This is a genomic window from Paenibacillus vulneris (genome assembly GCF_039543185.1).
Lineage (GTDB): Bacteria > Bacillota > Bacilli > Paenibacillales > NBRC-103111 > Paenibacillus_S > Paenibacillus_S vulneris.
The window spans coordinates 1-26,630 of the sequence record NZ_BAABJG010000006.1 but is presented as its reverse complement, the minus strand read 5'-3'; the positions used below and the strand labels follow the sequence as shown (position 1 = coordinate 26,630).

The 26,630-nt window shown below is 50.5% G+C and carries 23 protein-coding genes and 1 tRNA gene; 18 read left to right on the top strand and 6 right to left on the bottom strand.

The features are described from left to right. Positions 1-261 precede the first annotated feature (261 nt). The 4 genes from ABEA66_RS05545 to ABEA66_RS05530 all read left to right on the top strand — a co-directional run bounded on the left by ABEA66_RS05545 (position 262) and on the right by ABEA66_RS05530 (position 4,291). On the top strand, positions 262-1,323 hold the full coding sequence (locus tag ABEA66_RS05545) for a Bug family tripartite tricarboxylate transporter substrate binding protein (RefSeq protein WP_345586806.1): 1,062 nt from the start codon (positions 262-264) through the stop codon (positions 1,321-1,323). Positions 1,324-1,336: 13 nt separating this feature from the next. Further along, positions 1,337-1,798: a tripartite tricarboxylate transporter TctB family protein gene (locus ABEA66_RS05540; protein ID WP_079908434.1), complete on the top strand. Its 462-nt coding sequence runs from the start codon at positions 1,337-1,339 to the stop codon at positions 1,796-1,798. A 60-nt stretch (positions 1,799-1,858) separates the two neighbouring features. After that, positions 1,859-3,385: a tripartite tricarboxylate transporter permease gene (locus ABEA66_RS05535; protein WP_079908435.1), complete on the top strand. Its 1,527-nt coding sequence runs from the start codon at positions 1,859-1,861 to the stop codon at positions 3,383-3,385. A gap of 186 nt (positions 3,386-3,571) precedes the next feature. Further along, positions 3,572-4,291, top strand: a complete 720-nt coding sequence (locus tag ABEA66_RS05530) for a TerC family protein (RefSeq protein WP_345586801.1) — start codon at positions 3,572-3,574, stop codon at positions 4,289-4,291. An 87-nt stretch (positions 4,292-4,378) separates the two neighbouring features. Here the strand turns inward: ABEA66_RS05530 and ABEA66_RS05525 are convergent, their stop codons facing one another. Together ABEA66_RS05525 and ABEA66_RS05520 are read right to left on the bottom strand one after the other, a co-directional pair. Further along, positions 4,379-6,487: an LTA synthase family protein gene (locus tag ABEA66_RS05525; protein ID WP_345586799.1), complete on the bottom strand. Its 2,109-nt coding sequence runs from the start codon at positions 6,485-6,487 to the stop codon at positions 4,379-4,381. 230 nt (positions 6,488-6,717) lie between these two features. Continuing rightward, complete coding sequence (locus ABEA66_RS05520; RefSeq protein ID WP_256865190.1) at positions 6,718-7,518, bottom strand: polysaccharide deacetylase family protein; 801 nt, start codon at positions 7,516-7,518, stop codon at positions 6,718-6,720. A gap of 215 nt (positions 7,519-7,733) precedes the next feature. Between ABEA66_RS05520 and ABEA66_RS05515 the strand changes: the two genes are divergently transcribed. Continuing rightward, a complete protein-coding gene (locus tag ABEA66_RS05515) occupies positions 7,734-8,756 on the top strand; it encodes a Gfo/Idh/MocA family protein (RefSeq protein WP_345586795.1) in 1,023 nt (340 codons plus the stop codon). Between the two features lie 97 nt (positions 8,757-8,853). On the opposite strand, the gene ABEA66_RS05510 is transcribed toward ABEA66_RS05515, so the two are convergent. Beyond that, on the bottom strand, positions 8,854-9,375 hold the full coding sequence (locus ABEA66_RS05510; protein WP_345586792.1) for a MerR family transcriptional regulator: 522 nt from the start codon (positions 9,373-9,375) through the stop codon (positions 8,854-8,856). Positions 9,376-9,631: 256 nt separating this feature from the next. After that, positions 9,632-11,572: a methyl-accepting chemotaxis protein gene (locus tag ABEA66_RS05505; protein WP_345586790.1), complete on the bottom strand. Its 1,941-nt coding sequence runs from the start codon at positions 11,570-11,572 to the stop codon at positions 9,632-9,634. A gap of 245 nt (positions 11,573-11,817) precedes the next feature. Between ABEA66_RS05505 and ABEA66_RS05500 the strand changes: the two genes are divergently transcribed. The 6 genes from ABEA66_RS05500 to ABEA66_RS05475 all read left to right on the top strand — a co-directional run bounded on the left by ABEA66_RS05500 (position 11,818) and on the right by ABEA66_RS05475 (position 18,626). Beyond that, positions 11,818-12,732 carry a phosphate ABC transporter substrate-binding protein gene (locus ABEA66_RS05500; RefSeq protein WP_079908441.1) on the top strand — a complete coding sequence of 305 codons (915 nt, stop codon included), beginning with the start codon at positions 11,818-11,820 and terminating at the stop codon, positions 12,730-12,732. Between the two features lie 230 nt (positions 12,733-12,962). Continuing rightward, positions 12,963-13,892 carry a phosphate ABC transporter permease subunit PstC gene (gene pstC, locus ABEA66_RS05495; protein WP_345586787.1) on the top strand — a complete coding sequence of 310 codons (930 nt, stop codon included), beginning with the start codon at positions 12,963-12,965 and terminating at the stop codon, positions 13,890-13,892. Beyond that, on the top strand, positions 13,889-14,746 hold the full coding sequence (gene pstA / locus ABEA66_RS05490; protein WP_079908443.1) for a phosphate ABC transporter permease PstA: 858 nt from the start codon (positions 13,889-13,891) through the stop codon (positions 14,744-14,746). The genes pstC and pstA overlap by 4 nt, the downstream gene beginning before the upstream one ends. Positions 14,747-14,751: 5 nt before the next feature. After that, positions 14,752-15,510 carry a phosphate ABC transporter ATP-binding protein PstB gene (gene pstB, locus ABEA66_RS05485; protein WP_079908952.1) on the top strand — a complete coding sequence of 253 codons (759 nt, stop codon included), beginning with the start codon at positions 14,752-14,754 and terminating at the stop codon, positions 15,508-15,510. Between the two features lie 24 nt (positions 15,511-15,534). After that, positions 15,535-16,194: a phosphate signaling complex protein PhoU gene (phoU, locus tag ABEA66_RS05480; RefSeq protein WP_079908444.1), complete on the top strand. Its 660-nt coding sequence runs from the start codon at positions 15,535-15,537 to the stop codon at positions 16,192-16,194. Positions 16,195-16,814: 620 nt separating this feature from the next. Then, complete coding sequence (locus ABEA66_RS05475; RefSeq protein WP_345586783.1) at positions 16,815-18,626, top strand: bifunctional diguanylate cyclase/phosphodiesterase; 1,812 nt, start codon at positions 16,815-16,817, stop codon at positions 18,624-18,626. Here ABEA66_RS05475 and ABEA66_RS05470 read toward each other — a convergent pair. Further along, the gene (locus ABEA66_RS05470) at positions 18,605-19,354 is read right to left on the bottom strand and encodes an HAD family hydrolase (RefSeq protein ID WP_345586781.1); all 750 of its coding nucleotides are present in this window, start codon (positions 19,352-19,354) and stop codon (positions 18,605-18,607) included. The genes ABEA66_RS05475 and ABEA66_RS05470 overlap by 22 nt on opposite strands. Before the next feature lie 165 nt (positions 19,355-19,519). Here ABEA66_RS05470 and polA point away from each other — a divergent pair, with 165 nt between their 5' ends. From polA to ABEA66_RS05445, 5 genes are all read left to right on the top strand, one after another. Further along, the gene (gene polA, locus ABEA66_RS05465) at positions 19,520-22,186 is read left to right on the top strand and encodes a DNA polymerase I (RefSeq protein WP_345586779.1); all 2,667 of its coding nucleotides are present in this window, start codon (positions 19,520-19,522) and stop codon (positions 22,184-22,186) included. A gap of 171 nt (positions 22,187-22,357) precedes the next feature. Beyond that, positions 22,358-23,215 carry a DNA-formamidopyrimidine glycosylase gene (gene mutM / locus ABEA66_RS05460; RefSeq protein WP_079908449.1) on the top strand — a complete coding sequence of 286 codons (858 nt, stop codon included), beginning with the start codon at positions 22,358-22,360 and terminating at the stop codon, positions 23,213-23,215. An 88-nt stretch (positions 23,216-23,303) separates the two neighbouring features. Beyond that, entirely contained in the window at positions 23,304-23,996 is a 693-nt protein-coding gene (gene ytaF / locus ABEA66_RS05455; protein ID WP_079908450.1) for a sporulation membrane protein YtaF, read from the top strand. Positions 23,997-24,050: 54 nt separating this feature from the next. After that, on the top strand, positions 24,051-24,647 hold the full coding sequence (gene coaE / locus ABEA66_RS05450) for a dephospho-CoA kinase (RefSeq protein WP_345586775.1): 597 nt from the start codon (positions 24,051-24,053) through the stop codon (positions 24,645-24,647). A 2-nt stretch (positions 24,648-24,649) separates the two neighbouring features. Next, positions 24,650-25,234: a lytic transglycosylase domain-containing protein gene (locus tag ABEA66_RS05445; protein ID WP_144027753.1), complete on the top strand. Its 585-nt coding sequence runs from the start codon at positions 24,650-24,652 to the stop codon at positions 25,232-25,234. Between the two features lie 58 nt (positions 25,235-25,292). Here the strand turns inward: ABEA66_RS05445 and ABEA66_RS05440 are convergent, their stop codons facing one another. Next, entirely contained in the window at positions 25,293-25,517 is a 225-nt protein-coding gene (locus ABEA66_RS05440; protein ID WP_079908453.1) for an alpha/beta-type small acid-soluble spore protein, read from the bottom strand. A 120-nt stretch (positions 25,518-25,637) separates the two neighbouring features. Here ABEA66_RS05440 and nrdR point away from each other — a divergent pair, with 120 nt between their 5' ends. After that, on the top strand, positions 25,638-26,114 hold the full coding sequence (gene nrdR / locus ABEA66_RS05435; RefSeq protein ID WP_079908454.1) for a transcriptional regulator NrdR: 477 nt from the start codon (positions 25,638-25,640) through the stop codon (positions 26,112-26,114). Positions 26,115-26,270: 156 nt separating this feature from the next. Further along, a tRNA-Ala gene (locus tag ABEA66_RS05430) sits at positions 26,271-26,343 on the top strand. Positions 26,344-26,630 lie beyond the last annotated feature (287 nt).

The following is a 26,630-nucleotide window of genomic DNA, read 5'->3' as shown; positions in this document are numbered from 1 at the left end:
GCTCATTTATCATATCCTACTGCACGTTTGAACTCGGAATGAATATTCCTCAGATAATCATAAACGGTAGCCGCCGTTTGAGCAATTGGCTTGTGCTGGAATTTGCCGGCTTACGCCGTGAACAATATGAACAAAATGCCCACAAAGGAGTTAATGTAAATTAATTTCGTTAAACTTTTATAATTCCGTTCGTGATGGTATTCTGAAAACGCTTCAAAGAAAGCGTATACAATACGGTGGATAAATAACGGAGGGGTTAACATGTTAAAACCTGTTTGGACGTCGTCTTTAAAAATAACAGCCATCGGTCTCTTGGCTATCAGCTTGGCAGCCTGCGGTAATGCGGGATCGAAGCCTGCGGCAGCAGGAGGAGAGAAAGGCAAGGACGCTGCTCAACCATCCTCATCGAAATACCCGGAAAAGGCGATCAGCTTGATTGCTCCATCCGGCGCGGGGGGCGGCTGGGATATGACGGCCCGAACAATAGCCAAGGTGCTTTCGGAGACCAAGTCGCTGGATAAGCCGATTACCGTTGAGAACAAGCCGGGCGGGGGCGGCACCGTCTTCATGGCGGAATACGCGACCAAGGATGTGAAGGACAATTACAAGCTGTTCGTGAGCTCGCCGCCGATTTTGATCAACAATTTGAAAAAAGAAGGCAACACGCCGTTCGGCTATAAGGATACGACGCCGCTTGCTCAATTGACCAAGGATTACGGAGCGATCGCGGTAGCCGCAAACTCCAAGTATAACGATTTGAAATCGCTGTTGAACGACATGAAGGCCGATCCGAGCAAATTGACCGTAGCCGGCGGCTCTGCGCCAGGCTCGATGGATCACCTTGTCTCAATTTTGCCGGCGTTTAAATATGGAATCGATCCGAAGAAGATCAAATACGTTTCCTATGACGGAGGCGGCGAAGCCTTAACGGCGCTGCTCGGCGGCAACGCGGACGTGCTCGGCACCGATGCTTCTTCGCTGGATCAATATCTGAAGGCAGGCAAAATCAAGGTGCTTGCTGTATTGGCCCCTCAACGGCTCGGCGGCAGCATGAAGGATGTTCCTACGGTGAAGGAGCAGGGAATTGACGCGGAGTTCCTCATTTGGAGAGGCATTTTCGGTCCGAAAGAGATGAACGCGGACGCCAAGAAATTCTGGGACGATACGCTGAAGAAGATGGTAGAGTCCGAGCAATGGAAAAAAGAAATGCAGGCGAATAACTGGGAAACGGATTATAAAAAAGCGGATGATTTCAAAGCTTATTTAACCGCACAGGAGACGCAAGTCAAAGATGTTTTGACCGCATTGGGCATGCAGAAGTAGGGAGAGGATGGCTATGAATAAAACGTTTGACCGTTACGCCGGAATTGTTTTTCTGGCGATAGGCGCAGCCTTCGCCATCGGGAGCCGCAGCATATCGACAAGCGCGTACGGCAGCAATGTCGGGGCGAACATTTTTCCTATGGTGCTAGGCGCTTTTCTCGCTCTTTTGAGCCTTCGACTTATCTACGAGACGTTTCGCAGGCAGCAGGCAGAGAAACAGAAGCAGAACCTGGACTATAAAAGATTTGGTATTATTTTTGCGGCAGCTGTCCTGTACGCATATTTTCTGGAGGATATCGGGTTCGTCATCTCGACGTTTTTATTCCTGTTCATAGGCTTTCAGACGATGCAAAGGGGAAGAATCTGGATCTCGCTGCTCATTTCCGCATTTTTTTCGTACGGTGTGTATTTTCTGTATGTTAACGTGCTGGACGGTTCTCTTCCCGGATTCCCAACTTGGCTAGGCTTATCATAATTTTACGAGCTTAAGGAAGAAGCATAGGTTCCATGCATAAGCTTGCAGGAGGTAATGAAATTGAGCACGATAGATTATTTGCTTCATGGACTAGGAACAGCGATGCAATGGCATAACCTCGTATTCGTCTTCCTGGGAGTGTTAATCGGCACGGTCGTCGGTGTGCTTCCAGGCATCGGCCCCATGAGCGGCGTTGCGCTCTTGATCCCGATCACGGCGACGATGACAAGCGGGCTGGGGCCTGAAGAAGCCGCTACCAGCTCCATCATATTGCTTGCAGGGGTCTACTACGGCGCTATGTACGGCGGGTCGACGACCTCGATTCTGCTGAATACTCCAGGAGAGTCCTCCTCTGTCGTCACGACGCTTGACGGCTACCAGATGGCCAAACAGGGCAGGGCTGGGGCGGCTCTCGCAATCTCAGCCATCGGCTCCTTCGCGGCAGGCATCATTTCGCTGATCGGCTTGATTTTTCTGGCACGTCCGCTATCCGCGGTGGCGATCAAATTCGGTCCTGCGGAATATTTCTCGCTGATGGTGCTGGGCCTTCTGGCGATAAGCGGGCTCGCCGGCAAATCGATGGTCAAAGCACTTATGATGACCGCGTTCGGTTTGCTGCTCGCGACGATCGGTATTGACAGCGTGTCCGGAGTCGAACGGTTTACCTTCAACATTCCGGAGCTATACCAGGGGCTTGAATTTCTGACGGTTGCCGTAGGTACATTCGCCGTAGGCGAAGTGTTCAAGACGATCCTGGAGCGGGAAGGCAACGACGGCGAGCTTGCGAAGATCAACCGCATTTTGCCGACGAAGCAGGATTTGAAGGATAGCGCGGCCCCGATCGCACGGGGCTCCGTACTTGGCTTCTTCATCGGCCTGCTGCCGGGAGCAGGCGCTATTCTGGCTTCGTTCTTCGCCTACATCGTTGAGAAGAAGCTCAGCAAAAACCCGGATAAATTCGGCAAAGGGGCTATCGAGGGGGTTGCCTCCCCTGAATCGGCGAACAATGCCGCATCCGGCGGAGCCATGATCCCTCTGCTCAGCTTGGGAATCCCGTCCTCAGGGACGACGGCGATTCTGATGGGCGCCTTTATCATGTATAACGTGCAGCCGGGTCCGCTCTTGTTCCAGGACCACCCACAGCTCGCATGGGGTGTTATTGCCAGTATGTTTGTCGGCAACTTGATGCTGCTCGTTTTGAACATGCCTCTCGTGAAAGTGTTCGCCAAGGTCATCGAGACGCCGACCAAATATTTAATTCCTTTGATCATTGTGTTCTCGGTGTTCGGCGTGTATGCCGTGCAATACTCGACCTTCGACCTGCTGCTCATTATGGGCTGCGGCCTTGTCGGATATTTTCTGGCGAAAAATGATTACCCGCTGGCGCCTCTCGTGCTGGGACTTATTCTGGGCCCGATGATGGAGAATAACATGCGCAGAGCGCTGACGATATCCAATGGCGATTTCATGATTTTTCTGCAAAAGCCGGTATCATTAGTCTTTCTGATCATTGGATTATTGTGGATCACAATTCCGCTCTTCCTCAAGATGAGAGGGAAGAACGTACTGGTTAACGAAGAAGGATAAAGAGGACGGAGCGGCAGTGCCGGCGCTAAAAAAGCCGGTACTGCTGCTTATCCGTTATCAAGGTATTCTTTTTTGCAGGGAAATCCCATATGAATATAGTATTTGGTCCTCCATGCCCGTACTATTCCTTGCATTGGAATCGGGAACCCTATTGGCAGAACTCATTAAGAAAGGAAACAAACCGCTATGGATGTTCAATGGTTGCTGTTAGGACTTGTGCAGATTATGTTTATTAATATCGTCTTAAGCGGTGACAACGCGGTCGTTATCGCTCTTGCATGCCGCAGCTTGCCGCAGGAGCAGCAAAAGAAGGCGATCTTTCTGGGGAGCCTGGGAGCTATTGTACTCAGGGTGGTGCTGACCTTTGCCGCTGTATGGTTGCTGCAAATTCCTTATGTTCAGCTGGCGGGCGGCGTGCTGTTATTATGGATCGCGCTGAAATTAATGAAGCAGGAGGATCACGAGGAGAAGCTCGCATCCAGTCATCGGCTCGGAGCCGCCATCAAAACGATTATTGTCGCCGATCTGGTGATGAGTCTGGATAATGTGCTTGCTGTTGCCGGAGCCGCCGCAGGGAATTACCTGTTAATCGGATGTGGACTTGCCTTCAGCATCCCATTGATTATATGGGGAAGCAAACTGCTGATGAGCTTGATGAAGCGCTACCCGGTTATTGTGCTGCTCGGGGTCGCCTTGCTCGGCTATACATCGGGAGAAATGATGCTTAACGACAAGATGGTGGGTCATGCGGTAGAGTCGCTCAGTCCTGCGCTTCATACGCTGATTCCGGTTGCGCTCGGCGTTCTCGTCGTCGCTATAGGCAAACTGCTCGAGAAGCGGCAGCATAAGGAGAAGGAGCAGCAGATTCCGGCGGCTCAAGAACAAGAGGTTCAAAGTCACGTATAAAAAGTCAGAGCTTAAGATGATAAAAGCTCGGCAGGATGCGTCTGCATGGAAGCAGAGATCCGGCCGAGCTTGTTGTTTGGAGAAAGGCTATTTGACCCCAACGGCGGTTCTTGAATAATCGTATTCGTTGGATTTAGCTATGATGGCATTTTTCGAATCCTTCACAATAATTTCAAGCTTTAGCGGGGATGAGCCTGGTTTGGCCTTATCCAGAAGCATGGAGGCCTTCAGCTCCTTGTCGCTGGTCCATTGGGTCGGAACCTGCTCACCGTTAATGCTTAGAATGCTGTTGAACGGAAGATTCGCTCCCGAGATTTTCAACACATCCCCATCCTGTGAAGACTCGGCTTGAACGCTGTTGATGACCATGGATCCCGTACCGAGCGTGTAATGTTCGTCATGGATCTTATTCTTCAGCCCATCGTAGCCAAATTGTTGACCAAATATAATGTCATACTGTAATCTTTCGTACGTTTTTAAGCTTTCCTTGCTTATTTTCATATCCGCATACCGGTTCTCCGGCGGGATGACCGGAATTCGCTGGTACAGCTGGTACAAGTAATCCGTGTAATAGCTGCCTGGTCTTTGCGCCAGCTTCAAGGTGTAAGGTCCTAGGAACGAAGGGCTCATATCCAAATGCTCCTTCGGCACATGAAGGTAGTTGTTCCACACCAGCACGGGAACCCGGTACATTTTATCGAGAAAATCAGGATCGTTTTCTTTCAGGTAGCCTGTATCTCTATACGCTTTATAGTCATCGCCCAAGCTAGGCAAATGATCCCCGAAGAACACGATGATCGTTGGTTCGTCGATGCTCTCGTAATGGGTCACCATGCGCTTCAGCATGTCGTCAGCGCCAAGCAGTCCTTGGGCATACGTTTCGAGCAAGCCTTTGGATTCCCCTGTGACACCGGTCACCTCAATCGTATTTTCCTTAAACTTACCCGGATAGTAATGGAAGTGGTTTTCCATCGTGTTGGCAAAAATAAAGTCAGGTCCCTCCGTCCGGGCGCTTGCTTCGAATATTTGCCTTGCCACCTCGCGATCCGCAAGATAAGGCCCCTCATAATCCTGCTTCATAAATTCCTGTGAAATGAATTTGGAAAACCCGAATTTCTCATAAACCTTCTTGCTGTTATAGAACCAGCTGTGAAACGGGTTAATGGCTGTCGTCTTGTAGCCCTGCCGCGATAAGATTCCGGCCAGCGAATCGATATCCTTGTTAATGTATTGATTGTAAGCTACCGAGCCTTGTGGCAGGAAACGCATCGAATTGCCTGTGAGCACCTCAAACTCCACATTCGCCGTTCCGCCGCCGTATTGCGGGGACAGCATGGTGCCGCTGGTGTACTTCGAAACCAGTTCATGATAGAACGGAAGCGGGTCGCGGCTGAACTTGATATTCTTGATCTGCGTCGCATCCCAGAACGATTCGCTCAGTACGACGATGATGTTAGGCTTAACGTCCCCCGGATAACTGACGGCGGGGGTTACGGATGAAACGACGTTTCGTATACTGTCGGCGTCATACCCTTCCGGCTGGCTCATAAAGAGGAATTTCATATTCATCATCGTAGAGAGCAGAAATCCGTTCGTACGCACGTTCTCCGACGGGTCCCAGGCCAAATTCTGAACCTTGGTCCAGGTTTTCAAGGATAGAGAGCCGTCGGTGTAGATCGAGCCCAATAGAAGAACGGATGCAATGCCCAGAACTAAACGGTGCTTCCAGCGGAAGAAGAAAGGAAACCGCGGAAGCTTGTAAAGCAGCAGCAGACTGATCGCTATAAACGCAATAATACCGGAAATGACCGTAAAGTTAAGAAGTCCGCTGAGGTATTGCACCATATCCTTCGTTTCGCTCGTTAGCAGCAAATCCCACGGAAGAAAGGGAACGCCAAGAATGCTCAGCTTGACTCCGCTGATTAACCCCATGATAAGACAAAGCGTCGCAACGAGCCAGAAGGACAGCTGAACTCTGCCTGTAATAGCGATAAAAAGAAAGAGAACTGCCAATACAACCAGCGTGTTAAGAAACAGCTCGGGCAGGGCATGGAACGTCCAGCTGAAGGTATCTCCCCAGCCGCCTCTGCTCATGAGCTCCACTAAAAAAACAATCCATATAGACCAGACAACCATGGGCAGCCGCCGTGCGACCTTGATCCCCTGATTGCGAACTGCGAGCTGCAGTTCCCCCATGTATATCACCACATTATCTATATTAAAATATTGTAAACACCATCCTAGTATAGCATACATGGGGGCCATGAACATAAGGGAAAATTCGGGGCTGCACCGCCGTTTGGAAACGCTTTTATCATACCGTTCTTTCAGCCGGAGGAAGCTTTGAAATGCGGCCTGCAAAAGGAAAAGACCGCGCAACCCTTCACAAGGTCATGCGGCCTTCTTCTGCCGGTGAAGACACCTCTCTATTTGATGGCTACGCGATCATCAGATAGCAGCTCGGGTACCGTAACAATGGTATAACCGTTCTCCTTCAGGTAGGAGATAATCAACGGTAGCGCCTCAATCGTATTGTTCAGATTTCCGCCTTTGCCGCCTGCGGAATGCTGCAAAATAATAGCTCCCGGACGCAATTCTTTTTTGACGGCGCTCATGATTTCTGCGGCGGATTTGCCCTTCCAGTCCAGCGTATCGACGGACCAGCCGATAATCTGATGCCCTGCGGCTCCAGCAGCATCCAAGACATCGGCAGATACCGCCCCATAAGGAGCGCGAAAGAGTGCTGGAGCTTGTCCGGTAATGCTCTTCAGCAGGTCATCGGTCTTGTTGATTTCGCTTTGGACCTGTTCGGCATCCTGCTTGGTCAGCAGCTGATGATCCCAAGAATGATTGCCGAGCACATGGCCCTCCTCCAGAATCCGATTGACCATCTGAGGGTGCTTGCGCGCGTTGTCCCCGATCAGGAAGAAGGTGGCGTGGATCTCGTGCTTTTTCAAAATATCCAGTATCCGCGGCGTATACTTGGTGTCGGGGCCATCATCAAATGTTAATGCGACGCGTTTTTCAGCCATTTTTACCTGGTTCACAACGGTGCTGCTGTGATGAACCGGTTCCTTAGTTATGGAGGTCTGGCTGATGGGGGTGGAGCTTAATGCCGGTTCAGGTGCCGGAGACGGTTCGACGGCTTCCTGTTTTACCGGTTTTTGTCCGCATCCCGCTAAGAAAATGATCATCAAAATAACTACAATTGCCGCGTACTTGCTCATCCATTCCACTCACCTTATTATGTCTATCAATCTATGAATCTATTATAGACCAAGCGAGGGAATTTGTCGTGAATTGTCGACCTATTATAAAGAAATATTTGGAGCTTTTTGTCTTTTCATGCGGTACGGATTTGATTATGATGAAAGAGGTTGAGAAAAAGGATATATGAAAGTGTGAACGCAGCCATTATCGAAGAAAAGAGGATGATCTGCTTATGAATATTCGCATTGGGATGATCGGAGCCGGAGGGATCGCCAAATCGCGTCATCTGCCCAATTTGAAGGAAATAGAAGGCGTTGAGCTGGCGGCTGTTGCCAATCGGAGATACGAGAACGCACAGAAGGCGGCCGAGCAGTTCGGCTTCCGCAAGGTATATAAGACGTGGCAGGAGGTTGCGGATGATTCCGAGGTAGATACCGTATTTATCTGCACGCCGCCGATTCTGCACCGGGAAATATCGGAATACTGCATCGCCAGAGGGAAGCATGTATTCTCGCAAGCCCGTATGGCTATGAATCTGGAGGATGCTTTGCAGATGTACAAGCTGGACCAATCGACGAGCCTGACGACGATGCTGTGCCCTCCGCCGAATTATATGAAGGTAGAGCCGTTCGTCATGCAGTTGCTGAAGGACGGGGAGCTTGGCGAGGTTCGTCATGTTCATTTGACACACCCTTCATCGCAATATGCGGATGCATCCAAGCCGCTGTATTGGAGACAGAGAGCGGATTTGCAGGGCATCAATGTGCTGGATGTCGGGATTATGGGCGAAGTGCTGAATAAATGGTTCGGTCCTTTGCAATCTTTATGTGCAGACGGGCGCATCTGGGTGGAAGAACGGCCTCAAGACGGGGATGGCAGGAGCAGGGTGGAACTGCCCGATTCGGTTACGGTACTGGGGCAGTTTGCCCGGGGGCCGCTGCTGACGGCCTTGTTCACAGGAGCGGTGCAGGGTGGACAATCCCAGCTGACCATTTATGGAAGCAAAGGGACGCTGACCTGTTATCCTGAACGGACTCAGCTGGTTTTACATGCCGGAGGCGAGGAAAGGAAGTTGGAGGTGCCGGAAGCGCAGCGCAAGGAGTGGACCGTAGAGCGCGATTTCATTCAAGCGGTGCGCAGCGGCACCAAAGGCAGTCCGTCTTTCACCGACGGAGTCCGTTATATGGCGTTCACCCAGGCTGTTATGGACTCCATCCGTACGGGACAGCGAGTGGAAGTTGCTCACATAGAATAAGCCGACAGAAGCTTGTGAAAATGATGGAAGTGCCCTGCATCCCCGATCGGTGGAGCGCAGGGCATTTTCCTGTACTCATGACAGTGTATAAGGGACATTAGAATAAGCTGAATAACGCGCTCATGAAGCTTTTTTTCTTGGCGGCTTTCGGCGTTTCGCGGAGGGAGGCGAGGGTACGTTCAGAATAGCGGGACATGGAGCGCTGAATGCTCTCAACATCCGCCGCCAACGCCTGAACGGTTTTGCGTATTTCCTCAAGCTCGGTCCGATGCTGCAAAATTTGCATGGAAACGATATCGTCCGCTTTTTTCGCCAACTGAAGCTCCAGCTGATTGATGCGCTGAAGAAGCTCCTCCGTAACAGGAGATGGCTGTGAGGGCACGTATGACGGGGACGTCTTCACAGTAGGAGAGTCCTCGTTCAAGATAGCCTGCATCGTCTTGCCTTGCTGAAGCTGCTCATGAATAGATCTCAGACGTTCTATGTCTTCGGGAGAATAAATGTAATGACCGAGCGCATCCTTTTGAAACCATCCTTGAAAAAAGGCAACCCAACGCTTCACCGTAGTGGAGCTTACCCCAAGCATCTGAGCGGCTTCTTTGGTAGATACAAATTCCATCTTCACATCCTCCGATCTGTTTCTTGAAATGAATTATTGCTTCCTGATACTAGCTATTCGCCTCATTTCCCCGAGTCCCTGCAAGGGTGACAAAGGTAGTGCTCATTCGCTAAAGAAAGTAGTTTTTCTATGCAATCGTCATGGATGCGACAATCTTTCCCGGCGGCGTGTCAATAAGGCGGGGAATTCGGGAAAAAGGTCAAATTGAAAAAGAGAAGGGCGACAAGCTTCGCCCTTCTCCTGGAGTCTATCCTTTTTATCCTACACTAACGAGCTTTTTCTCCCCCTCTTGCTTGCGGGGACCTGCTTCCGGGTCTGTCCCGGCTCCCTGCTCAACAGCAGGTTCTTCTACCTGGCCGCGGGCTGCATTCCCATCCGTTTCGGAGTCCGCTTCTGTGCGTGATTCCTCTTTCATCGAACCGGCGGAAGACGGGGGAAGACCGGTCTCCTGATCCGCATGGTCATCAATCTGGAATTGATGAATTTCATGGAACAGCTTGCTCGACAGCTCCAGAATATCGTCGGCTTGGGAAGCAATAAGCTGGATAGCGGTGTCCTGCTGCACCGAGGTGGAACTGACCTCCTCCACACCTGCCGCCGTTTCCTGAGCGATAGCTGCGACGAACTGAACCGACTCCACCAGCTTGCCGTTCATTTCCTTCGCGGTGCCGATTTGCTCCTGCATATGGTCGATATGCTCGGACAAAATGTCCATCGACGTGCGGATCTGTTGGAACGCGTCGATGCTCTCAGTCATTTTGTTGTTCTGCTGATCGAACGATTGTCTGGCGACATTCAGGTTCGCTTCAAGCTCCTTGGTCTGCTCAAGCAGCGCACGGATAATGACCGCGATGGATTTGGACGATTCATTCGTCTGCTGAGACAGCTGCCGGACCTCTTCGGCGATAACGGAGAAGCCGCGTCCTTGTGCGCCCGCACGTGCCGCCTCGATAGCGGCGTTCAAAGCCAATACATTGGTCTGATGCGAGATATCGGTAATGGTATTGATGATTTGATGAATTTGCACCGTGCTGCCGGATAAGCTCTCCATGGCGGCGTACACTTTGTTCAGCACCTCTTCGGAGGATTGGGTAGCTGCTCTTAATGTTTCCATGGAGGTGGAGCCCAGATGGGTGTTAAATGCGGCCTCCCGGCTTTTTTGCTGAATCGTTCTGGAATTCTCCGCTATTTTCTCTATCTCGTGCTCCACCTCGGCAATCAGATTCGTACTGTGCTCCGTTTGTCCGGCCTGCTGATCAGCGCCCGTAGATATTTCCTGTATGGCACGGATAATATCCGCGTTGGCGGCCGCCGTAGAGCTGGAGAAGCCGTGGAAGGAGCTGGAGTGCTCGGACAGCGACAAGGCAATGGATTGCATATGCGAGAGCATGTCGCGAATTTGATCGACCATGTGGTCAAAGCTGCGGCTCAGCTCACCGAGCTCGTCCTTGGAGCTGCTGTTGATTTTGGCTCTTAAGTCGCCTCTGGCCATGGCTTGTACCGCCTGCTGCAGCTTGCGGATGGGCTTGACGAACGAACCGATCAGCAGAGCGGCGATGGCGACACCCGATACGACGACAAGGACGGAGGCTACCCACATGGCGATGACCGTACGGTTCAGCAGCGTCTGGGTTTCCGCTATCGCTTGCGCCGCGTCCTGCGAGTAGGCGACATAGAATTGGTCCACATTGACGAATATGTCCGCCATCAATCTTTGCGATTCATTATATAAGTACTCCATATTTTTATCGAGGTCCGCCGCAGGAAGCTTGTTCTCCTGTACCAGCTTGGCCGCAACGTCGAACGTATTCGTATATTCAACCGTTAACGAAATCAGCTTGCTGCGCCATTTGGCTTGTTCCGCTGTGGTGGCCGTATCGCCTATTCTTTTAATCATTCCATCGAAAACTTGTCTTTTCTCATTATATTTAGGGATGTACTCGGCTTTCTTGGAAATTTCAAGACCCGATGCAATGATATTCAGCTCCTGCACCATTTCCTTTAATTCCAGGGCCATCAGCTTTAATTCCACCTTATCGTTCTGCTGGCTTAGATGCACCTTCATTTGATCCATCTGACGAAGATTGTACAAGGCTGCGATCAGAAACAAGACAAGCATCGCGGTCATGCCGATCATCAGCTTCATTTTTAAAGTCCAATTTGATAGAGTCGGCAGCTTCTTTGTCTTTGCGCTCATGAATAACCCCTCCACTTTTCCTTCATTGATAGAACCGGGACATTCGATCGAAGTCCTAGATCCTTTTTCCTATAGTATAGAAAGGGTTTATTAACACAGTGCCAAATATATGTAAAAAGTAATGAAATTCGACAAAAATAACTTTTACATTCCGTTTACGTTTTGAGGGTTTAAACTTTACATTGGCTTGTTAAGATGTCCAAGTAAACAAAATACGAGCCAAAATAAAGGGAGGACATGAAGAGATGTTTAAACATTTCTCGAAAAAAGGTTTCACCTTCGCATTGATCACCATTCTTCTTATGGGGGTTCTCGCAGCCTGCGGTACGAAAACACCGGCTCCTGATTCAAAAGCACAAACGAACGGCGCGGCTCCTGCTAACACGGACAAGAAACCAGAACCGGCCACGGAATTGACAGGAACTGTAACGGCATCCGGATCCAGCGCATTGCTTCCTTTGGTCAAACAAGCTTCCACTGAATTCATGGAAAAAAATCCGAAGGTTACGGTTAACGTAACGGCCGGCGGTTCCGGTACAGGTCTGAAAAACGTCGCTGACGGTACTTCCGATATCGGTAACTCCGACATCGCTGCCGGTGACGAGTACAAAGATAAAGGCTTGGTTGACCACGTAGTGGCTATTGCTCCATTCGCACTGATCGTTAATAAAGATGTGAACGTAGATAACTTGACGAAAGCTCAAGCTGCCGATATTTTCATGGGCAAAATCACGAACTGGAAAGAAGTTGGCGGTAAAGACGCTAAAATCGTAGTGGTTCATCGTCCGGACAGCTCCGGTTCCCGTGCTCTTGTGAAACAAATCGTTTTGGATAAACAAGAATTTACCAAAGACGGCGTAACTCAAGAGTCCAGCGGTGCGGTTGCAACAACAGTAGGCTCTACTCCAGGCTCTATCGGTTATGTTGATACTCCTTACTTGAACGACACTATCAAAGCTTTGAAATTCGAAGGCGTAGCTTTCTCCAAAGAAACGATCAAAGAAGGCAAATATCCTTTGTACGGTATCGAGCATATGTACACTAAAGGCGAAGCTAAAGGCGCTGTGAAAGCATTCATCGACTATATCTCTAGCCCAGAGTTCCAGGGTAAGAAAGTGGAAGAGCTGAAGTTCCTGCCTGCTGATCTGCTGAAAAAATAACAATGCTTCATGAGAGATCCGGTTCTATAGAGCCGGGTTCTTTTTTGACATAAAAGATGATTTTTTCAACGCGTTTCAATCATTTTTTACATTGTCTTAACAATTCAACGGCATGGCTTTAACAAATGTCCTCTATGATAAAAAAGAACCATACAAGGCGCACGGACGTTGGATGACGGTGCAGCAAGCCGTGGTCGTTCATTTAATAAAGAAGTAGGGGGCAAAAGGTCGTGAATTCTTTCGTTGACAAGCTGAATGAGAGAGCAACAGTAGAAAAGAAAGTTAGCCGCTGGACCAAGCAACAAAACCGCACGGATCAAGTAATGAAATGGATCTTTGTCGGCAGCGCCATCCTGGTATCAGCCATTATATTCTCCATTATTGCATTCGTAGGAATCCAAGGAGTCAAGACATTCTCCGGCGTATCCCCTTGGGAGTTCTTTTTCTCAACGGATTGGACGCCGAGCCAGAATAAATTCGGGATATTTTCCTTCTTGTACAGCACGCTGCTGCTGACGCTGTTATCTGTAGTATTTTCCGTACCGCTGGCTTTATCCGGTGCAGTGTTCATGGCAAAAATTGCGCCAAATTGGGTGCGTGAGATCATGCGTCCGGCGACGGACCTTTTCGTAGGGATTCCATCCGTAGTATACGGCTTGATAGGATTAACCGTCGTTGTTCCGATGCTCGCCAAAATGACGGGAACGATCGGGTACGGAATTTTGCCTGCAGCGATTATTCTGGCGATTATGATCCTGCCGACGATCCTGTCTATTTCTGAAGACGCGATCCGTGCTTTGCCCAGCAGATTGGAAGAAGCATCGCTGGCACTGGGCGCTACCCGCTGGCAAACGATCTGGAGAGTGCTGATTCCGGCTGCTCGTCCAGGTATCATTACAGGGATTATTCTTGGAATGGGCAGAGCGATCGGCGAGACCATGGCCGTGTTTATGGTTATCGGGAACTCACCGCAAATGCCGGGATCGCTGCTGGAATCGACTACCGTACTAACAACCGCGATCGTTAAAGATATGGGGAACACGAATTACGGTACGACCTGGAATAACGCGCTTTATTTGATGGCGCTGGTGCTGCTCCTGATCTCCTTGTCCATGATCGTTATCATCCGGTTGGTTGCCAAGAGGAGTGAATTGAAATGACAAGTAAAACAACGGATCGTATCGCTACGGCATTCTTCTGGATTACCGGCATCATGATCATGCTGCTGCTGGCGTGGTTCCTGATTCGAATCTTGGGTGACGGATTGCCGCAGCTATCCTGGAAATTCATTACCGGCAAGCCTCAGGAGATTATGGCTGGCGGCGGCGTAGGGCCGATGCTGTTCAACTCCTTCTATATCTTGTTCTTGTCCCTGTTGTTCTCCCTTCCTATCGGGATCGGAGCGGGAGTGTACTTATCGATCTATGCCAAGCAAAATAAATTTACGGATTTCATAAGAGTTTCCGTGGAAGCATTGTCTTCCGTACCATCCATCGTTTTCGGATTGTTTGGCTTCCTGCTGTTTGTGAACTTGTTTGGATTGAAATTTTCCATTATCGGCGGCGCGGCTACGTTATCCCTGTTGAATCTGCCGGTCTTGGTCCGCGTAACCGAGGAATCGCTTCGTTCGGTTCCGGAATCATACTGGGAAGCATCTCTTGCACTCGGATCGACCCGTTGGCAAGCGATTCGTAAAGTGCTCTTGCCTGCCGCTATGCCGAGCTTGATTACCGGGATTACCCTTGTGGCCGGACGGGCCCTGGGGGAGTCGGCCATCCTGATCTATACCGCCGGTCTGTCGGTATCCCGTTTCTTCCCGGATTGGAATCCGCTCGCGATGGGAGAGACGCTGGCCACGCATCTATGGTACGTCCAGTCGGAGGCTATCGTTCCTGACGCCAAGCAAATTGCCAAAGGAAGCGCAGCGCTGCTGCTGATCGTCGTGCTGGTATTCAACCTGCTGATCGGAATTCCTAGCCGCTTATTACAAAAAAGACTTTCCGGGGGGAAATAAGCATGATGGAGAAAAACAAAATCAAAGTAGAAAAGCTCAACCTGTTTTATGGAGAAAATCAGGCGCTGCACAGCATTGGATTAGAAATCAAAAACAACTCCATTGTGGCCCTGATCGGTCCTTCCGGCTGTGGTAAATCGACCTTTCTCCGCACATTGAACCGGATGAACGACCTTATCGACAGCGTTAGAATTACAGGCAGCATTTATGTGGATGGACAAAACATTTATGGCCAAGAGATGGACGTCGTGTCCTTGCGCAAAAAGGTCGGCATGGTATTCCAGCGCCCGAATCCTTTTCCAATGAGCATTTACGATAACATTGCCTATGGGCCTAGAATACATGGCACGAAGAAGAAAGCTGTCTTGGATGAAATTGTGGAAAAAAGCTTGGTGCAAGCCGCTTTGTGGGATGAGGTAAAGGATCGCCTGCATAAATCCGCTCTCGGCTTATCCGGCGGTCAGCAGCAGCGTCTTTGCATCGCCCGGCTGCTGGCGGTAGAGCCAGACGTTCTGTTGATGGATGAGCCTACATCCGCGCTGGACCCGATCTCTACCTTGAAGGTGGAGGAGCTGACGCAAACCTTGAAGGAAAAATATACGATTATTATCGTGACGCACAACATGCAGCAGGCCGCACGTATTTCCGACTTCACTTCTTTCTTCTTGAACGGCGAGTTAATTGAATCCGATCAAACGGATAAAATTTTCACCGCACCAACGGATCAAAGAACGGAAGATTACATCACCGGGCGTTTCGGATAATGCAAACGATGCGAGGGGGCTATTATGGATACTAGAACAAGTTTTCACCAAAATGTCGATGAGCTGCAGCAATCGCTTCTGAAGATGGGCAATCTGGTCGAGGAATCCATCTCGAACGCGGTTGACGCCTTAGCCAAGCTGGATGACAAGCTGGCGAAGAAGATCGTGGTCGAAGATGATATCATCGACGGCATGATGCTGGAGATCGAGGAGCGCTGCTTACGCCTAATCGCGCTCCAGCAGCCGATGGCAGGAGATCTGCGCATCATCGGCACCGCGTTGAAGATCGCAACGGATCTGGAGCGGATCAGCGATCACGCTGTCGATATCGCCAAGATCGCGATCCGCTTATCCGGCGAAGAGCTTATCAAGCCGCTGGAGGATATCCCGCATATGGCGGTGCTCGTGCGGGAAATGCTGCACGAAAGCCTGCTGTCCTACACCGAGCGCAATATTCACCGCGCGGCTGCGCTGGCCGAAAAGGATGACGAGGTTGATAAGCTGTACAGCAGCCTGATGAATGAAATTATCGGGATGATGAACAGCGAGTTTGCCCGCAACCGTCAGCTGTCGCATCTGATGTTCGTAGCTCACTATTTGGAGCGGGTTGCCGACCATTGCACGAATATCGGCGAAGGCGTCATTTATATTGTGACGGGGAAGCGCAAGGATTTGAACATATGATGGGAGGACCGCTTTGGCGGTCTTTTTGTTTGTTGAGGGGCGGACGAGGCAGGCTCGAAATGCTGCTCATACTTCGGTGGGGTCTGCCCCTCCGGCCGCTGTTGAAACCCGTGAATCTGATTAGAATTAGTGGTATTTTCACGGATTTCAAAGGCGGACGTAAACTCCTCCGAGGCATACCCCACCTCCGTACTTAGCAGCATTTCTCGAGATACTGGCAGCTCAACAATCCCCCCAGACCGCCAAAGCGATTGGGGGGAGTAGAAGTGAAGATAGGCCGCCGGTTAAACGGCGGCCTTGATTTCAATGCGGTTGCTTTCGGGATCGATAATGACCCCGATGGTAAACTGGCTTCTCTTGAGCACCGCCGAGGCAACGCCTTTATCCTCAATCATGAAAACAGCTTTCGTGTTACCCTGATGTCAACCGGCGATCGGTTTGTGAAAGCTTCTAATATGGCAAGGCATAGCCCACAATTCAGACAGTGCAAGGGTCTTTATTCTTATCTTATGAGGATTTACATTAGATTTACAAAACTGATTCGGGACTTTTACACTGGGTTAAACATCCTATGCTAGAGTGGGATATATATCCATTAGCCCACAGAGGGGATGAGACGTATGACCGCTGTCCACAAGAATTCGGTCTTCCACGCGGATAAGACTTATGTACAGAACGAAATTCAAATGATATTGCGGCATAAAATGCTCCATTCCGTTTATCAGCCTATCGTATCCTTAAAGGACGGCAGTATTTTAGGCTATGAAGCGTTGACGAGGGGACCTCATAATCATCCGTTCCATTCGCCGCTGCCGTTATTTACTTATGCCGACGAAACAGGACAGCTGTACCCGCTGGACAGGCTGGCAAGGGAGAAAGCGATTCAAGGAGCCTTCTTCGCCTCCGGGCCAGAGCTCTTGTTTATCAATATATCCGCAGCGATTCTTTACGACCCCCAGTTCGAGCCGGGAAGGACGCTGGAGCTGCTGCAGGCACAAGGAATGAGTCCGGATCGAATCGTATTCGAAATAACGGAGAGAAGCTCCATCGAAGACTTTTCCATGGCGAAGAAGTTGCTGATGCATTACCGCAATCAAGGCTATCGCATTGCCATCGATGACGCCGGTGCGGGATATTCGTCCTTGCAGGCGATTGCCGAGCTGCATCCCGATTTTATAAAGATGGACCGTTCCCTGGTGCAGGGCGTAGAATCGCATAAAACGAAGGAAGCGATACTGGAAACCTTCGTTTCTTTTGCCCAAAAGCTGAATATAGAGATCATTGCGGAAGGCATCGAGCATCCGGACGAGCTGCATCATTTGACCCGAATGGGCATTCATTACGGACAAGGCTACTTGTTGGGGAGACCTTCCTTGGAGAAAGCGGCGCTGGCTCCGGAGCTGGTCGAACGCATCGTCCAACAGCGCAAAATCCACGATTCGGCGGGCAGCACATGGGCTATCGGCGATTTGATTGCGCCTATCCGTACCTTTGACAACAAGGCGCTGATATCGGAGGTAGCGAACTATTTTAAATCGAATGTGAACGCGCCTGGCGTCGTCATTGTTTGCAAGGATGTGCCCGTCGGTCTGATGATGCGGGAGAGGTTATTTCAGCAGCTGGCCGGCCAATACGGGTTTTCTCTGTTCTGGAACCGGACGATCGATCAGGTGATGGATGCGGAGCCGTTGATCGTGGATCAGCATATGCCGGTGGAGACAGTATCTCAGCTGGCAACCTCGAGAGATATCAACAACTTGTACGACCTGGTTATCATTACGAACGAGGGGAAGATGGCGGGAGCCGCTTCCATTCGCGCCATATTGGAATGCATCACCAACGCCAGGATGGAGAGTGCGAAGGTAGCCAGTCCTTTGACCGGGTTGCCCGGGAACATTCAAATTCATCGGGAGCTCAATAAATGGCTGATGGAGAAGAAGCGATTTTCGGTTATTTATGCGGATTTGGATTATTTTAAATGGTTCAATGACCGGTACGGATTTCAAAAAGGGGATCAGCTTATCCAATATACGGCCGATGTGATTCAGCAGTCGATCGTGGTATGCGGGAAGCCGTTCGATTTTGTCGGCCATATCGGAGGTGACGACTTTATCGCCATCACCTCGTCCGTGGACTCGGAGAAGCTGTGCAGGGAGATTATTCGCCGGTTCGATCAGGGCGTAAGGCTCTTCTATGAAGGAGATGATTGGTGCTATGTGGAGGACCGCGGCGGCAATCGGATCGAGGCGAACGGGGTAACCATTTCTTTATCGCTGATCGTATGCGAGCTGGCAGAGGCAGTTACCTTGGAGCAAATATCTAAGGCCTCGGCAAGATTGAAGAAGCTGTCCAAAGGTTATCCCGGCAGCATCGTTCACTGCGAATGTCTTGGACTTGAGCAGCCTCGAGATCAGAATAGCTCCAGCAGCTGATCCATTTGCTGGATGCAGTACACATTGCGCTTTCCCAGCTTCTGTTGGGAGATCTTCCTGGCTGCGGTGCTGTGGGATTGAACCCAGACGGCATCCAGCCCCGCTTTAGTCGCCCCGCAAACATCATGCTTCCATGAGTTTCCTACCATGACCAGCTGCCTCGGAGATAACTCCATCGTACGGATGGCCGTTTTAAATAAAGGAATGTTGGGCTTTTTGTCTGCAGAGCTCCTGGCTGTAAATATCCGTTCTTCCGGAAAATACCCGTTCAGCTTGAACCGTTGGAGCAAGTGGGTTACTTCGCTTCTCGGACTATTGCTGATGATGGCCAATTTGAAGCGCGGTGCCAGCGCTTGCAGAGTCTCCTCTACCTTGGGGGCTAATGATTTGGCGGCGAGCCGGGATTTGCGCACCAGCTGGAAAAAATCGTTGGTAAACTGCTGATGGACCGGGACACGAAGCTCTCTGAGCGCGCTTTGCAGGCACTGCTGCTGCAAATCGTCCAGCTGCAGCCGCGCGGTACGGTTTTTTTTGTGCTGCTGCCAGTAGTTCTGATACTTGCTCCACAGCTCCTCTGCTTGTGGAACATCGCTTTGGACCGAACGGGAGTAATAGTCGTTCCAAACGGAGCGGAAAGCCTGCTCGAAGTGAATCCCCTGATGGATCAAGGTTTGATTGACGTCAAAACAGATGGCTTTCTTGCCCTGGGGCCGGGTTGAGGTGCTCATAACATTCTACCTCCGTTTTGCGCGAAAAGCATCGCCTTATATTCTATGTTTATGCTCATGCGGCCGCCGTCACCCCTAAGAAAGGGAATGTGCGCCTAAGCTTTTTTTCTCTTGTTGTCCTATGCTATCATGGAGTAGTGATGTTAAGGAAAATGGGGTGTAACGATGTCGAAATTAATTTTGATTGACGGCAACAGTATTGCTAATCGCGCATTTTATGCATTACCTTTACTCAGCAATTCGAGCGGTCTGCATACGAATGCCGTATTCGGATTCACGACGATGCTGTTGAAGCTGCTGGAGGAGCAAAAACCGACTCACTTTCTCGTTGCCTTTGATGCGGGGAAGGTCACGTTTCGACATAAGGATTACGCTGACTATAAAGGCGGAAGAGCCAAGACGCCTCCTGAGCTGTCTGAGCAGTTTCCGCTGCTTCGCGATTTGATTCGCGCCTTCGGCATGGCCCAATTCGAGCTGGAGGGCTATGAAGCGGACGATATTATCGGCACGCTCACCCGGATAGCCGACGAGAAGGGTGATATCGAAGTTCTGGTCGTGACAGGGGACAAGGATATGCTGCAGCTGGCCTCAGACCGGGTTACCATCGCTTTGACGCGAAAGGGCATCAGTGAGGTTGAGCTGTACGATACAAGCGAGATTAAAGAAAAATACGGCTTAACGCCGAAGCAAATTATAGATTTGAAGGGCTTGATGGGGGATGCCTCCGATAATATCCCGGGAATTCCAGGCGTAGGGGAGAAGACTGCGCTCAAGCTGCTTCACGAATATGAGACGGTGGAGGGCGTTCTGGCCCATACGGATCAATTGAAAGGCAAGATGAAGGAAAAGGTCGAGCAGCATGCGGACGATGCCCGAATGAGCAAGGAGCTGGCGACGATCTTCCGCGAGGTGCCGCTCACGACCAAATGGGAGGAGCTTGCCTTTACAGGTTACGACGGACAAGCTCTTGGCGACATGTTCCGTAAATTGGAATTTAAGTCGCTTCTCGAGAAAATGGACTTCTCGACCGCGGATTCCGATAACGGAACCCAAGCTTCCCAGGTCGACATTGATGTGGTTGCTGTCCAGGATCGGCAAGGCTTGGCGGCCTTGGTGGAGGCGCTCCCCCAGGTTACCTGTCTGCACGTCGAGGCTGCCGGGGATAATCCGCATATCGCGGAGATGATAGGCATTGCCCTGTACACGGAGCACAAATGCTACTATGTGCCAGCCGAGCTGCTTGAATGGAAGGATGAGGAAGCGCTATCGTTCAAAGCCTGGCTCGAGTCTCCGGAGAAATCGATAGCCATCTATGATCAGCATCGGGCGGCTCTAGTTTTGGCATGGCGCGGCATTCATTTGCGCGGTACTTCCTTCGACATCCTTCTGGCCGCTTATTTGCTGGACCCGACGGAATCGGCGCTGACCTTGAACGGGCTGTCGGTCAAATACGGCTTGCCTATATTGAAATCGGATGAAGAGGTATTCGGCAAAGGCGCCAAGTTCCATATTCCGGAGCTGGAGCTGCTGAGCGATCATTTGTCCCGCAAGGCGATGACGATTCATAGCTTGGTAGAGCCGATGAAGCGCGATTTGGAGCAAAGCGAAATGAACGAGCTGTTCTATGAGCTGGAGCAGCCGTTGGCCAGCGTCCTTGCTGACATGGAGGAAAAGGGCATCAAGGTCGATATCGAGGCTTTGAAGCAGTATGGCCAGGAGCTTGGGACACAGCTGGAAGCTATTATGAGATCGATCTATGACGCGGCCGGAACGGAGTTCAACATCAACTCGCCGAAGCAGCTTGGTGAGATTTTATTCGAAAAGCTGCAGCTGCCTACGATCAAAAAGACGAAAACCGGCTATTCGACCGACGCCGAGGTGCTCGAGAAGCTCGAGCCGTATCATCCTGCGATCGGTCATATTCTTCACTACCGGACCTTGGCCAAGCTCCAGTCCACCTATGTGGAAGGGCTGCTCAAAGAGGTTCGTCCAGATACGGGGAAGGTGCATACCTACTACCGGCAGACCATTGCGGCAACCGGCCGCCTGAGCAGCCAGTATCCGAATCTTCAGAACATCCCGATCCGGCTGGAGGAAGGACGCAAAATCCGCAAGGTCTTCGTCCCTTCCAAGCCGGGATGGTCCATCCTGACGGCGGATTATTCGCAGATTGAGCTGCGGGTGCTGGCCCATATTTCGCAGGATGAGAAGCTGATTGAAGCTTTTATCAAGGACATGGACATTCATACGAAGACGGCGATGGACGTATTCGGAGTGTCTGAGGATGCGGTGGATTCCAACATGCGCCGTCAGGCGAAAGCCGTCAATTTCGGCATTGTGTACGGCATCAGCGATTACGGCTTGTCACAGAACCTGAACATTACCCGAAAAGACGCTTCGCAGTTTATTGAGCAGTATTTCACCGTCTTCCAGGGCGTTCGCCAATATATGGACGACATCGTGAAGAAAGCCCGCCAGGACGGCTACGTGACGACGCTGCTGAATCGCCGCCGCTACTTGCCGGAGATTACGGCGTCTAACTTCAACCTCCGTTCCTTCGCGGAACGGACGGCGATGAATACGCCGATTCAGGGTACCGCCGCAGATATCATTAAACTGGCTATGGTTCAAATGGATGAACGCTTGAAGCGGGACGGGCTCCAAAGCCAGATGCTTCTTCAGGTGCATGACGAACTGGTGTTCGAAGTGCCGGAGGATGAAATCGAGACGATGAAAACAACCGTAGCCGAAGTGATGGAGAATGCGCTGAAGCTCGTCGTTCCTCTAAAAGTGGAAGTCGACACAGGCTTGAACTGGTATGAAGCTAAGTAATATAATATAGGTTCTTTCCGAGATCCAAGCATCCGGGGAATGTGTGAAGGACGAGCTGTGATAGAGGCCGATGCACGTTCCTCATCCCTTTTTTAGCCGATTGGGACATTCAGATTTACTATAGCTTGTCGGTAGACGTTGAAATAAATATACAGCTTCGAGGTGAACAGCATGCCGGAATTGCCGGAGGTAGAAACGGTTAAACGAACATTAAATCAGCTGATCGTCGGTAAAACCATAGAGCAGGTTGACGTCCGTTTGCGCCGCATTATTCAGCGCCCGGAGGAGCCTGACGAATTTGCCCTGCTGCTTCAGGGACAGACGTTTCATGGAGTGGACCGCAGAGGAAAGTTCCTCCTTCTTCGTACGGATGATTTTACACTTGTCTCCCATCTGCGGATGGAAGGCCGTTACGGCGTCTACGACAAGAACGATCCCATGGAGCTTCATACGCATGTGGTGTTTCATTTTACCGATGGAAGCGAATTGAGATATAAGGACGTACGCCAGTTCGGCACGATGCATTTGTTCCCCAAAGGAACGGAGCTTAACGAGCAGCCGCTCAAAAAGCTCGGACTTGAGCCGCTGGACGAGACGTTTACATTGGATGCCTTCATAAGAAAGCTGGAAGGACGGACTACCAAAATCAAGCCCTTGCTCTTGAATCAGGAATATATCGTCGGGATAGGGAATATTTATGTGGATGAGTCCTTGTTTGCTGCAGGAATTCATCCTGAACGGGAAGCGGGATCGCTCTCGCGCAAGGAATTGGCTGCCTTGTATGAAGCCATCATCCAAACATTGAACGATGCCGTAGCGGCCGGAGGGTCCTCTATCAAGTCCTACGTGAACGGTCAGGGGGAAATCGGAATGTTTCAGCATCAGCTGCAAATGTATGGCCGTAAAGGCGAGCCCTGTCAGCATTGCGGACATGAGATTGAAAAGACCGTTGTCGCAGGCCGCGGAACTCATTTTTGCCCGAAATGCCAGCCTTTGAAGCGAAAAAATGCTAGAAAAGCCGGTGCTTAAAGAAGCCTTCTGACGGGTTTCGCATGATGCACCCCCCGCCCATATCCGCCATATAGTAAAGGAGTACAAAGGTCGGGAGGGAACTACCATGCTGCCTTTTATCTCCTTGTTGATATTGGCTTTAGCCGTCAGTCTGGACGGATTTGGCGTTGGTGTCATGTACGGCTTGCGTAAAATACGTATGCCGCTCTTATCGGTTGCTATCATTTCTTGCTGCTCGGGTTTTATCATTTATCTTGCCATGCAAATCGGGGTGTTCATCAGCCAATTTGTCGATCCGGTGTTTGCCAGGGCGATTGGGGGCGTAATCCTGATCGGGATTGGCATCTGGGCGGTCTATCAAGTCATGATGGAGAAAAAGGATGCGGACAACGGGGATTCCCGCGATTCATCCGGAGTGCCTGTTCGTACTGCGGGAGGGAACAGCGTCCCGACGACACGGGAAGTGCTGAATATTGAGTTGAAGCGTTTTGGACTGGTTATTCAAATTTTGCGTACGCCATCCATTGCGGACATGGACCGTTCGGGTAATATTTCACCTTACGAAGCTTTGCTTCTCGGGATTGCGCTGTCACTGGACGCCTTCGGAGCGGGTATCGGGGCCGCTTTGATCGGCTTTGCACCGCTTCTTACCTCCGCCGTAATCGCGTTGGCCAGCGGGACTTTCCTGGCGACCGGCTTGCGAATAGGTTATAAGTATTCGGATATGTCCTGGCTCCGCCGGTTATCGGTTTTTCCCGGATGCATATTGATTATTATGGGTATTATGAAATTGATATAATGTACTATTTATAGCGGGGCATAACTAACCTAGAACGTCGAAGGAGAATTCCCTATGAATATCGGTTTAACCGGAGGCATCGCCTGCGGCAAAAGCACCGTATCCCAGATGCTGGTGCAGCGCGGCGCGATGCTGGTTGATGCCGACCGTATTGCCAGAGAGGTAGTAGAGCCTGGCAGTCCCGTTCTGACGCAAATTGTGGAACGGTTCGGATCGGAAGTTTTGAATCCAGATGGTACGTTGTTTCGTAAAAAGCTGGGAGCATTGGTCTTTGGCAATCCGCAGGCATTAAAAGACCTGGAAAATATCATGCATCCTTCGATCCGTGCGCTAATTCGCGAAAGAATGCAGCAGTATGAGCAATCGCATCCGGACAAGCTGGTGGTCGTCGATATTCCCTTGTTATATGAATCGGGATTGCAGTCGATGTTCGAAGCCGTCATGGTAGTGTACATACCGCGCAGTCTTCAGCTTCAGCGTCTCATGGACCGGGACAAGCTCACGGAAGACCAAGCGGAAGCACGCCTCAAAGCCCAAATGGATATTGAACAGAAGAAAGCCAAGGCTGACATTGTCATAGATAATCAAGGGACGCTTGCGGATACGGAGAAACAGGTGGAGGCGTTCTTAAGGGGAAGGAGGCTGCTATGAGCATCGGCTTTTGGCGGAAAAAGCGAGTATTTGCTCTTCTTTTAATTACCTTCGTAGTTCTCATGTTCCTTAGCAGTGATATTGTGGGTAAATGGTTATATCCGATCCGCTATCAAGAGGAAATACGGCAGCATGCCGCGAGCTACGAGGTGGACCCGCTATTGGTTGCAGCCATTATTCGAGTTGAATCCAATTATAAGTTGAACATTTCATCCAAAAAAGGCGCCTACGGTTTAATGCAGCTTATGCCAGACACCTCAGAGTGGATCGTGGACGCCGGACGGTTCTCCCCATCCTATAAGAATGATTTGGATAACCCATCCGTCAGCATTGAGCTGGGGACATGGTACCTGGGGTATCTACATAAGGAGTTTAATGGGAACACCATCGCTGCCATTGCCGGTTATAACGCCGGTCAGGGGAAAGTAAACCGGTGGCTTCAGAATAAAGAATGGGATGGCACCTTACAAAATTCGGATTCCATTCCTTATGGTGAAACGAGGCATTACATTCAGCGCGTTTTGTATTATTATAATAAATATCATAAGCTTTATGCGAAGGAATGGGGAATCGCTCCTCAAAAATAAAGAAGCATTGGACAGGCCCCTAAGGAGCAACTGTCCAATACTTCTACCCGACTTCTACTTAGCGGTTGCCGCCAGCAAGTGTTTGCTCAGCGATTTGCACCAGGCGACGAGTAATATGACCCCCGATGGCACCAGTGTCACGAGTAGCCATGTTACCGTAGTAACCGTCTTGAGGGATAGCGATACCCAACTCTTGAGCAACTTCATATTTCAGTTGATCCAAAGCTGCGTTAGCTTGAGGTACCACCAAAGCGTTACTGCTGCGAGATTGTCCTGCACCCATGTCTGTTCACCTCCTTGTAAGTTGGTAAACCTATTATGTGCTTTTCCCTGAAGATCATTACAGGGATTCGCTGGCAATATCTGCACGCCTGATTTCGTAACCAAGAGGAGTGATAAAGAAATGAAATGCCCATACTGTGACTATAACGGAACCAAGGTGTTGGATTCGCGCTCGGCCAATGAGAACAAATCGATTCGTCGAAGAAGAGAATGCGAGAAATGTACCAAGCGGTTCACCACCTTCGAAATGGTGGAGGAGACGCCTCTTATTGTTATTAAGAAGGATGGCAGCCGTGAGGAATTCAGCCGGGAAAAAATGCTCCGGGGCTTGATTCGCGCCTGTGAGAAGCGTCCGGTGTCTGTAGATCAGCTCGATATGATCGTATCCGAAGTCGAAAAGCAGATCCGCAATACGGCAAGCGCTGAGGTGGACAGCCGCGAAATCGGGGAGATCGTCATGGAACAGCTGTACCCGGTGGACGAGGTCGCTTATATCCGGTTTGCATCCGTCTATCGCCAATTCAAAGACATCAACATGTTCATGCGGGAGCTGACAGATATCTTGTCCAAGCATCAAGTAGGAGAAGATAAAAAGTAATAAGCAGGTGCGGGGAATCCATCGATGATATCCTTTGAGCACCTGTTTTATTTGCTTGATGGGTCCGCGAAAAAAATATTGAATTATCGCTTGACGATAGGCCGAGCACCGTGTATAATACCTAATTGTCGGGTGAAAAATTTACCGAAATCATACGGGGCCTTAGCTCAGCTGGGAGAGCGCATCGCTGGCAGCGATGAGGTCAGGGGTTCGATCCCCCTAGGCTCCATAAAAAAAGCGTCACTACGGTTAGCGTAGTGGCGTTTTTTTATGTTCATTGGGGGGCGAACCCCTGAAAGGGGTTCAGTCCGCGCGCAGGGAGCGGAGCGGACGAGCACGGCGTTGAATTCTACCGCTAGGTTTGTCGTCGGAGGGGGGCTCCGTCAGCAAATAAAATGAGGAATTCAACATCCCCCTAGGCTCCATAAAAAAAGCGTCACTACGGATTGGTCAAGACCCCATTTTGTAGACATTGAAAAAAACCCTATGCCACAAGCTGACGCCGGTACTCTAAAG

Bases quoted from the DNA above. Each gene is read 5' to 3' on its own strand.
- ABEA66_RS05545 (WP_345586806.1), top strand. From the start codon at position 262: ATGTTAAAACCTGTTTGGACGTCGTCTTTAAAAATAACAGCCATCGGT.
- ABEA66_RS05530 (WP_345586801.1), top strand. From the start codon at position 3,572: ATGGATGTTCAATGGTTGCTGTTAGGACTTGTGCAGATTATGTTTATT.
- ABEA66_RS05515 (WP_345586795.1), top strand. From the start codon at position 7,734: ATGAATATTCGCATTGGGATGATCGGAGCCGGAGGGATCGCCAAATCG.
- ABEA66_RS05510 (WP_345586792.1), bottom strand. From the start codon at position 9,375: ATGGAATTTGTATCTACCAAAGAAGCCGCTCAGATGCTTGGGGTAAGC.
- phoU (WP_079908444.1), top strand. From the start codon at position 15,535: ATGGATACTAGAACAAGTTTTCACCAAAATGTCGATGAGCTGCAGCAA.
- mutM (WP_079908449.1), top strand. From the start codon at position 22,358: ATGCCGGAATTGCCGGAGGTAGAAACGGTTAAACGAACATTAAATCAG.
- ABEA66_RS05540 (WP_079908434.1), top strand. From the start codon at position 1,337: ATGAATAAAACGTTTGACCGTTACGCCGGAATTGTTTTTCTGGCGATA.
- ABEA66_RS05475 (WP_345586783.1), top strand. From the start codon at position 16,815: ATGACCGCTGTCCACAAGAATTCGGTCTTCCACGCGGATAAGACTTAT.
- ABEA66_RS05470 (WP_345586781.1), bottom strand. From the start codon at position 19,354: ATGAGCACCTCAACCCGGCCCCAGGGCAAGAAAGCCATCTGTTTTGAC.
- polA (WP_345586779.1), top strand. From the start codon at position 19,520: ATGTCGAAATTAATTTTGATTGACGGCAACAGTATTGCTAATCGCGCA.
- pstB (WP_079908952.1), top strand. From the start codon at position 14,752: ATGGAGAAAAACAAAATCAAAGTAGAAAAGCTCAACCTGTTTTATGGA.
- ABEA66_RS05520 (WP_256865190.1), bottom strand. From the start codon at position 7,518: ATGAGCAAGTACGCGGCAATTGTAGTTATTTTGATGATCATTTTCTTA.
- nrdR (WP_079908454.1), top strand. From the start codon at position 25,638: ATGAAATGCCCATACTGTGACTATAACGGAACCAAGGTGTTGGATTCG.
- ABEA66_RS05440 (WP_079908453.1), bottom strand. From the start codon at position 25,517: ATGGGTGCAGGACAATCTCGCAGCAGTAACGCTTTGGTGGTACCTCAA.
- ABEA66_RS05505 (WP_345586790.1), bottom strand. From the start codon at position 11,572: ATGAGCGCAAAGACAAAGAAGCTGCCGACTCTATCAAATTGGACTTTA.
- pstA (WP_079908443.1), top strand. From the start codon at position 13,889: ATGACAAGTAAAACAACGGATCGTATCGCTACGGCATTCTTCTGGATT.
- coaE (WP_345586775.1), top strand. From the start codon at position 24,051: ATGAATATCGGTTTAACCGGAGGCATCGCCTGCGGCAAAAGCACCGTA.
- ytaF (WP_079908450.1), top strand. From the start codon at position 23,304: ATGCTGCCTTTTATCTCCTTGTTGATATTGGCTTTAGCCGTCAGTCTG.
- ABEA66_RS05525 (WP_345586799.1), bottom strand. From the start codon at position 6,487: ATGGGGGAACTGCAGCTCGCAGTTCGCAATCAGGGGATCAAGGTCGCA.
- ABEA66_RS05500 (WP_079908441.1), top strand. From the start codon at position 11,818: ATGTTTAAACATTTCTCGAAAAAAGGTTTCACCTTCGCATTGATCACC.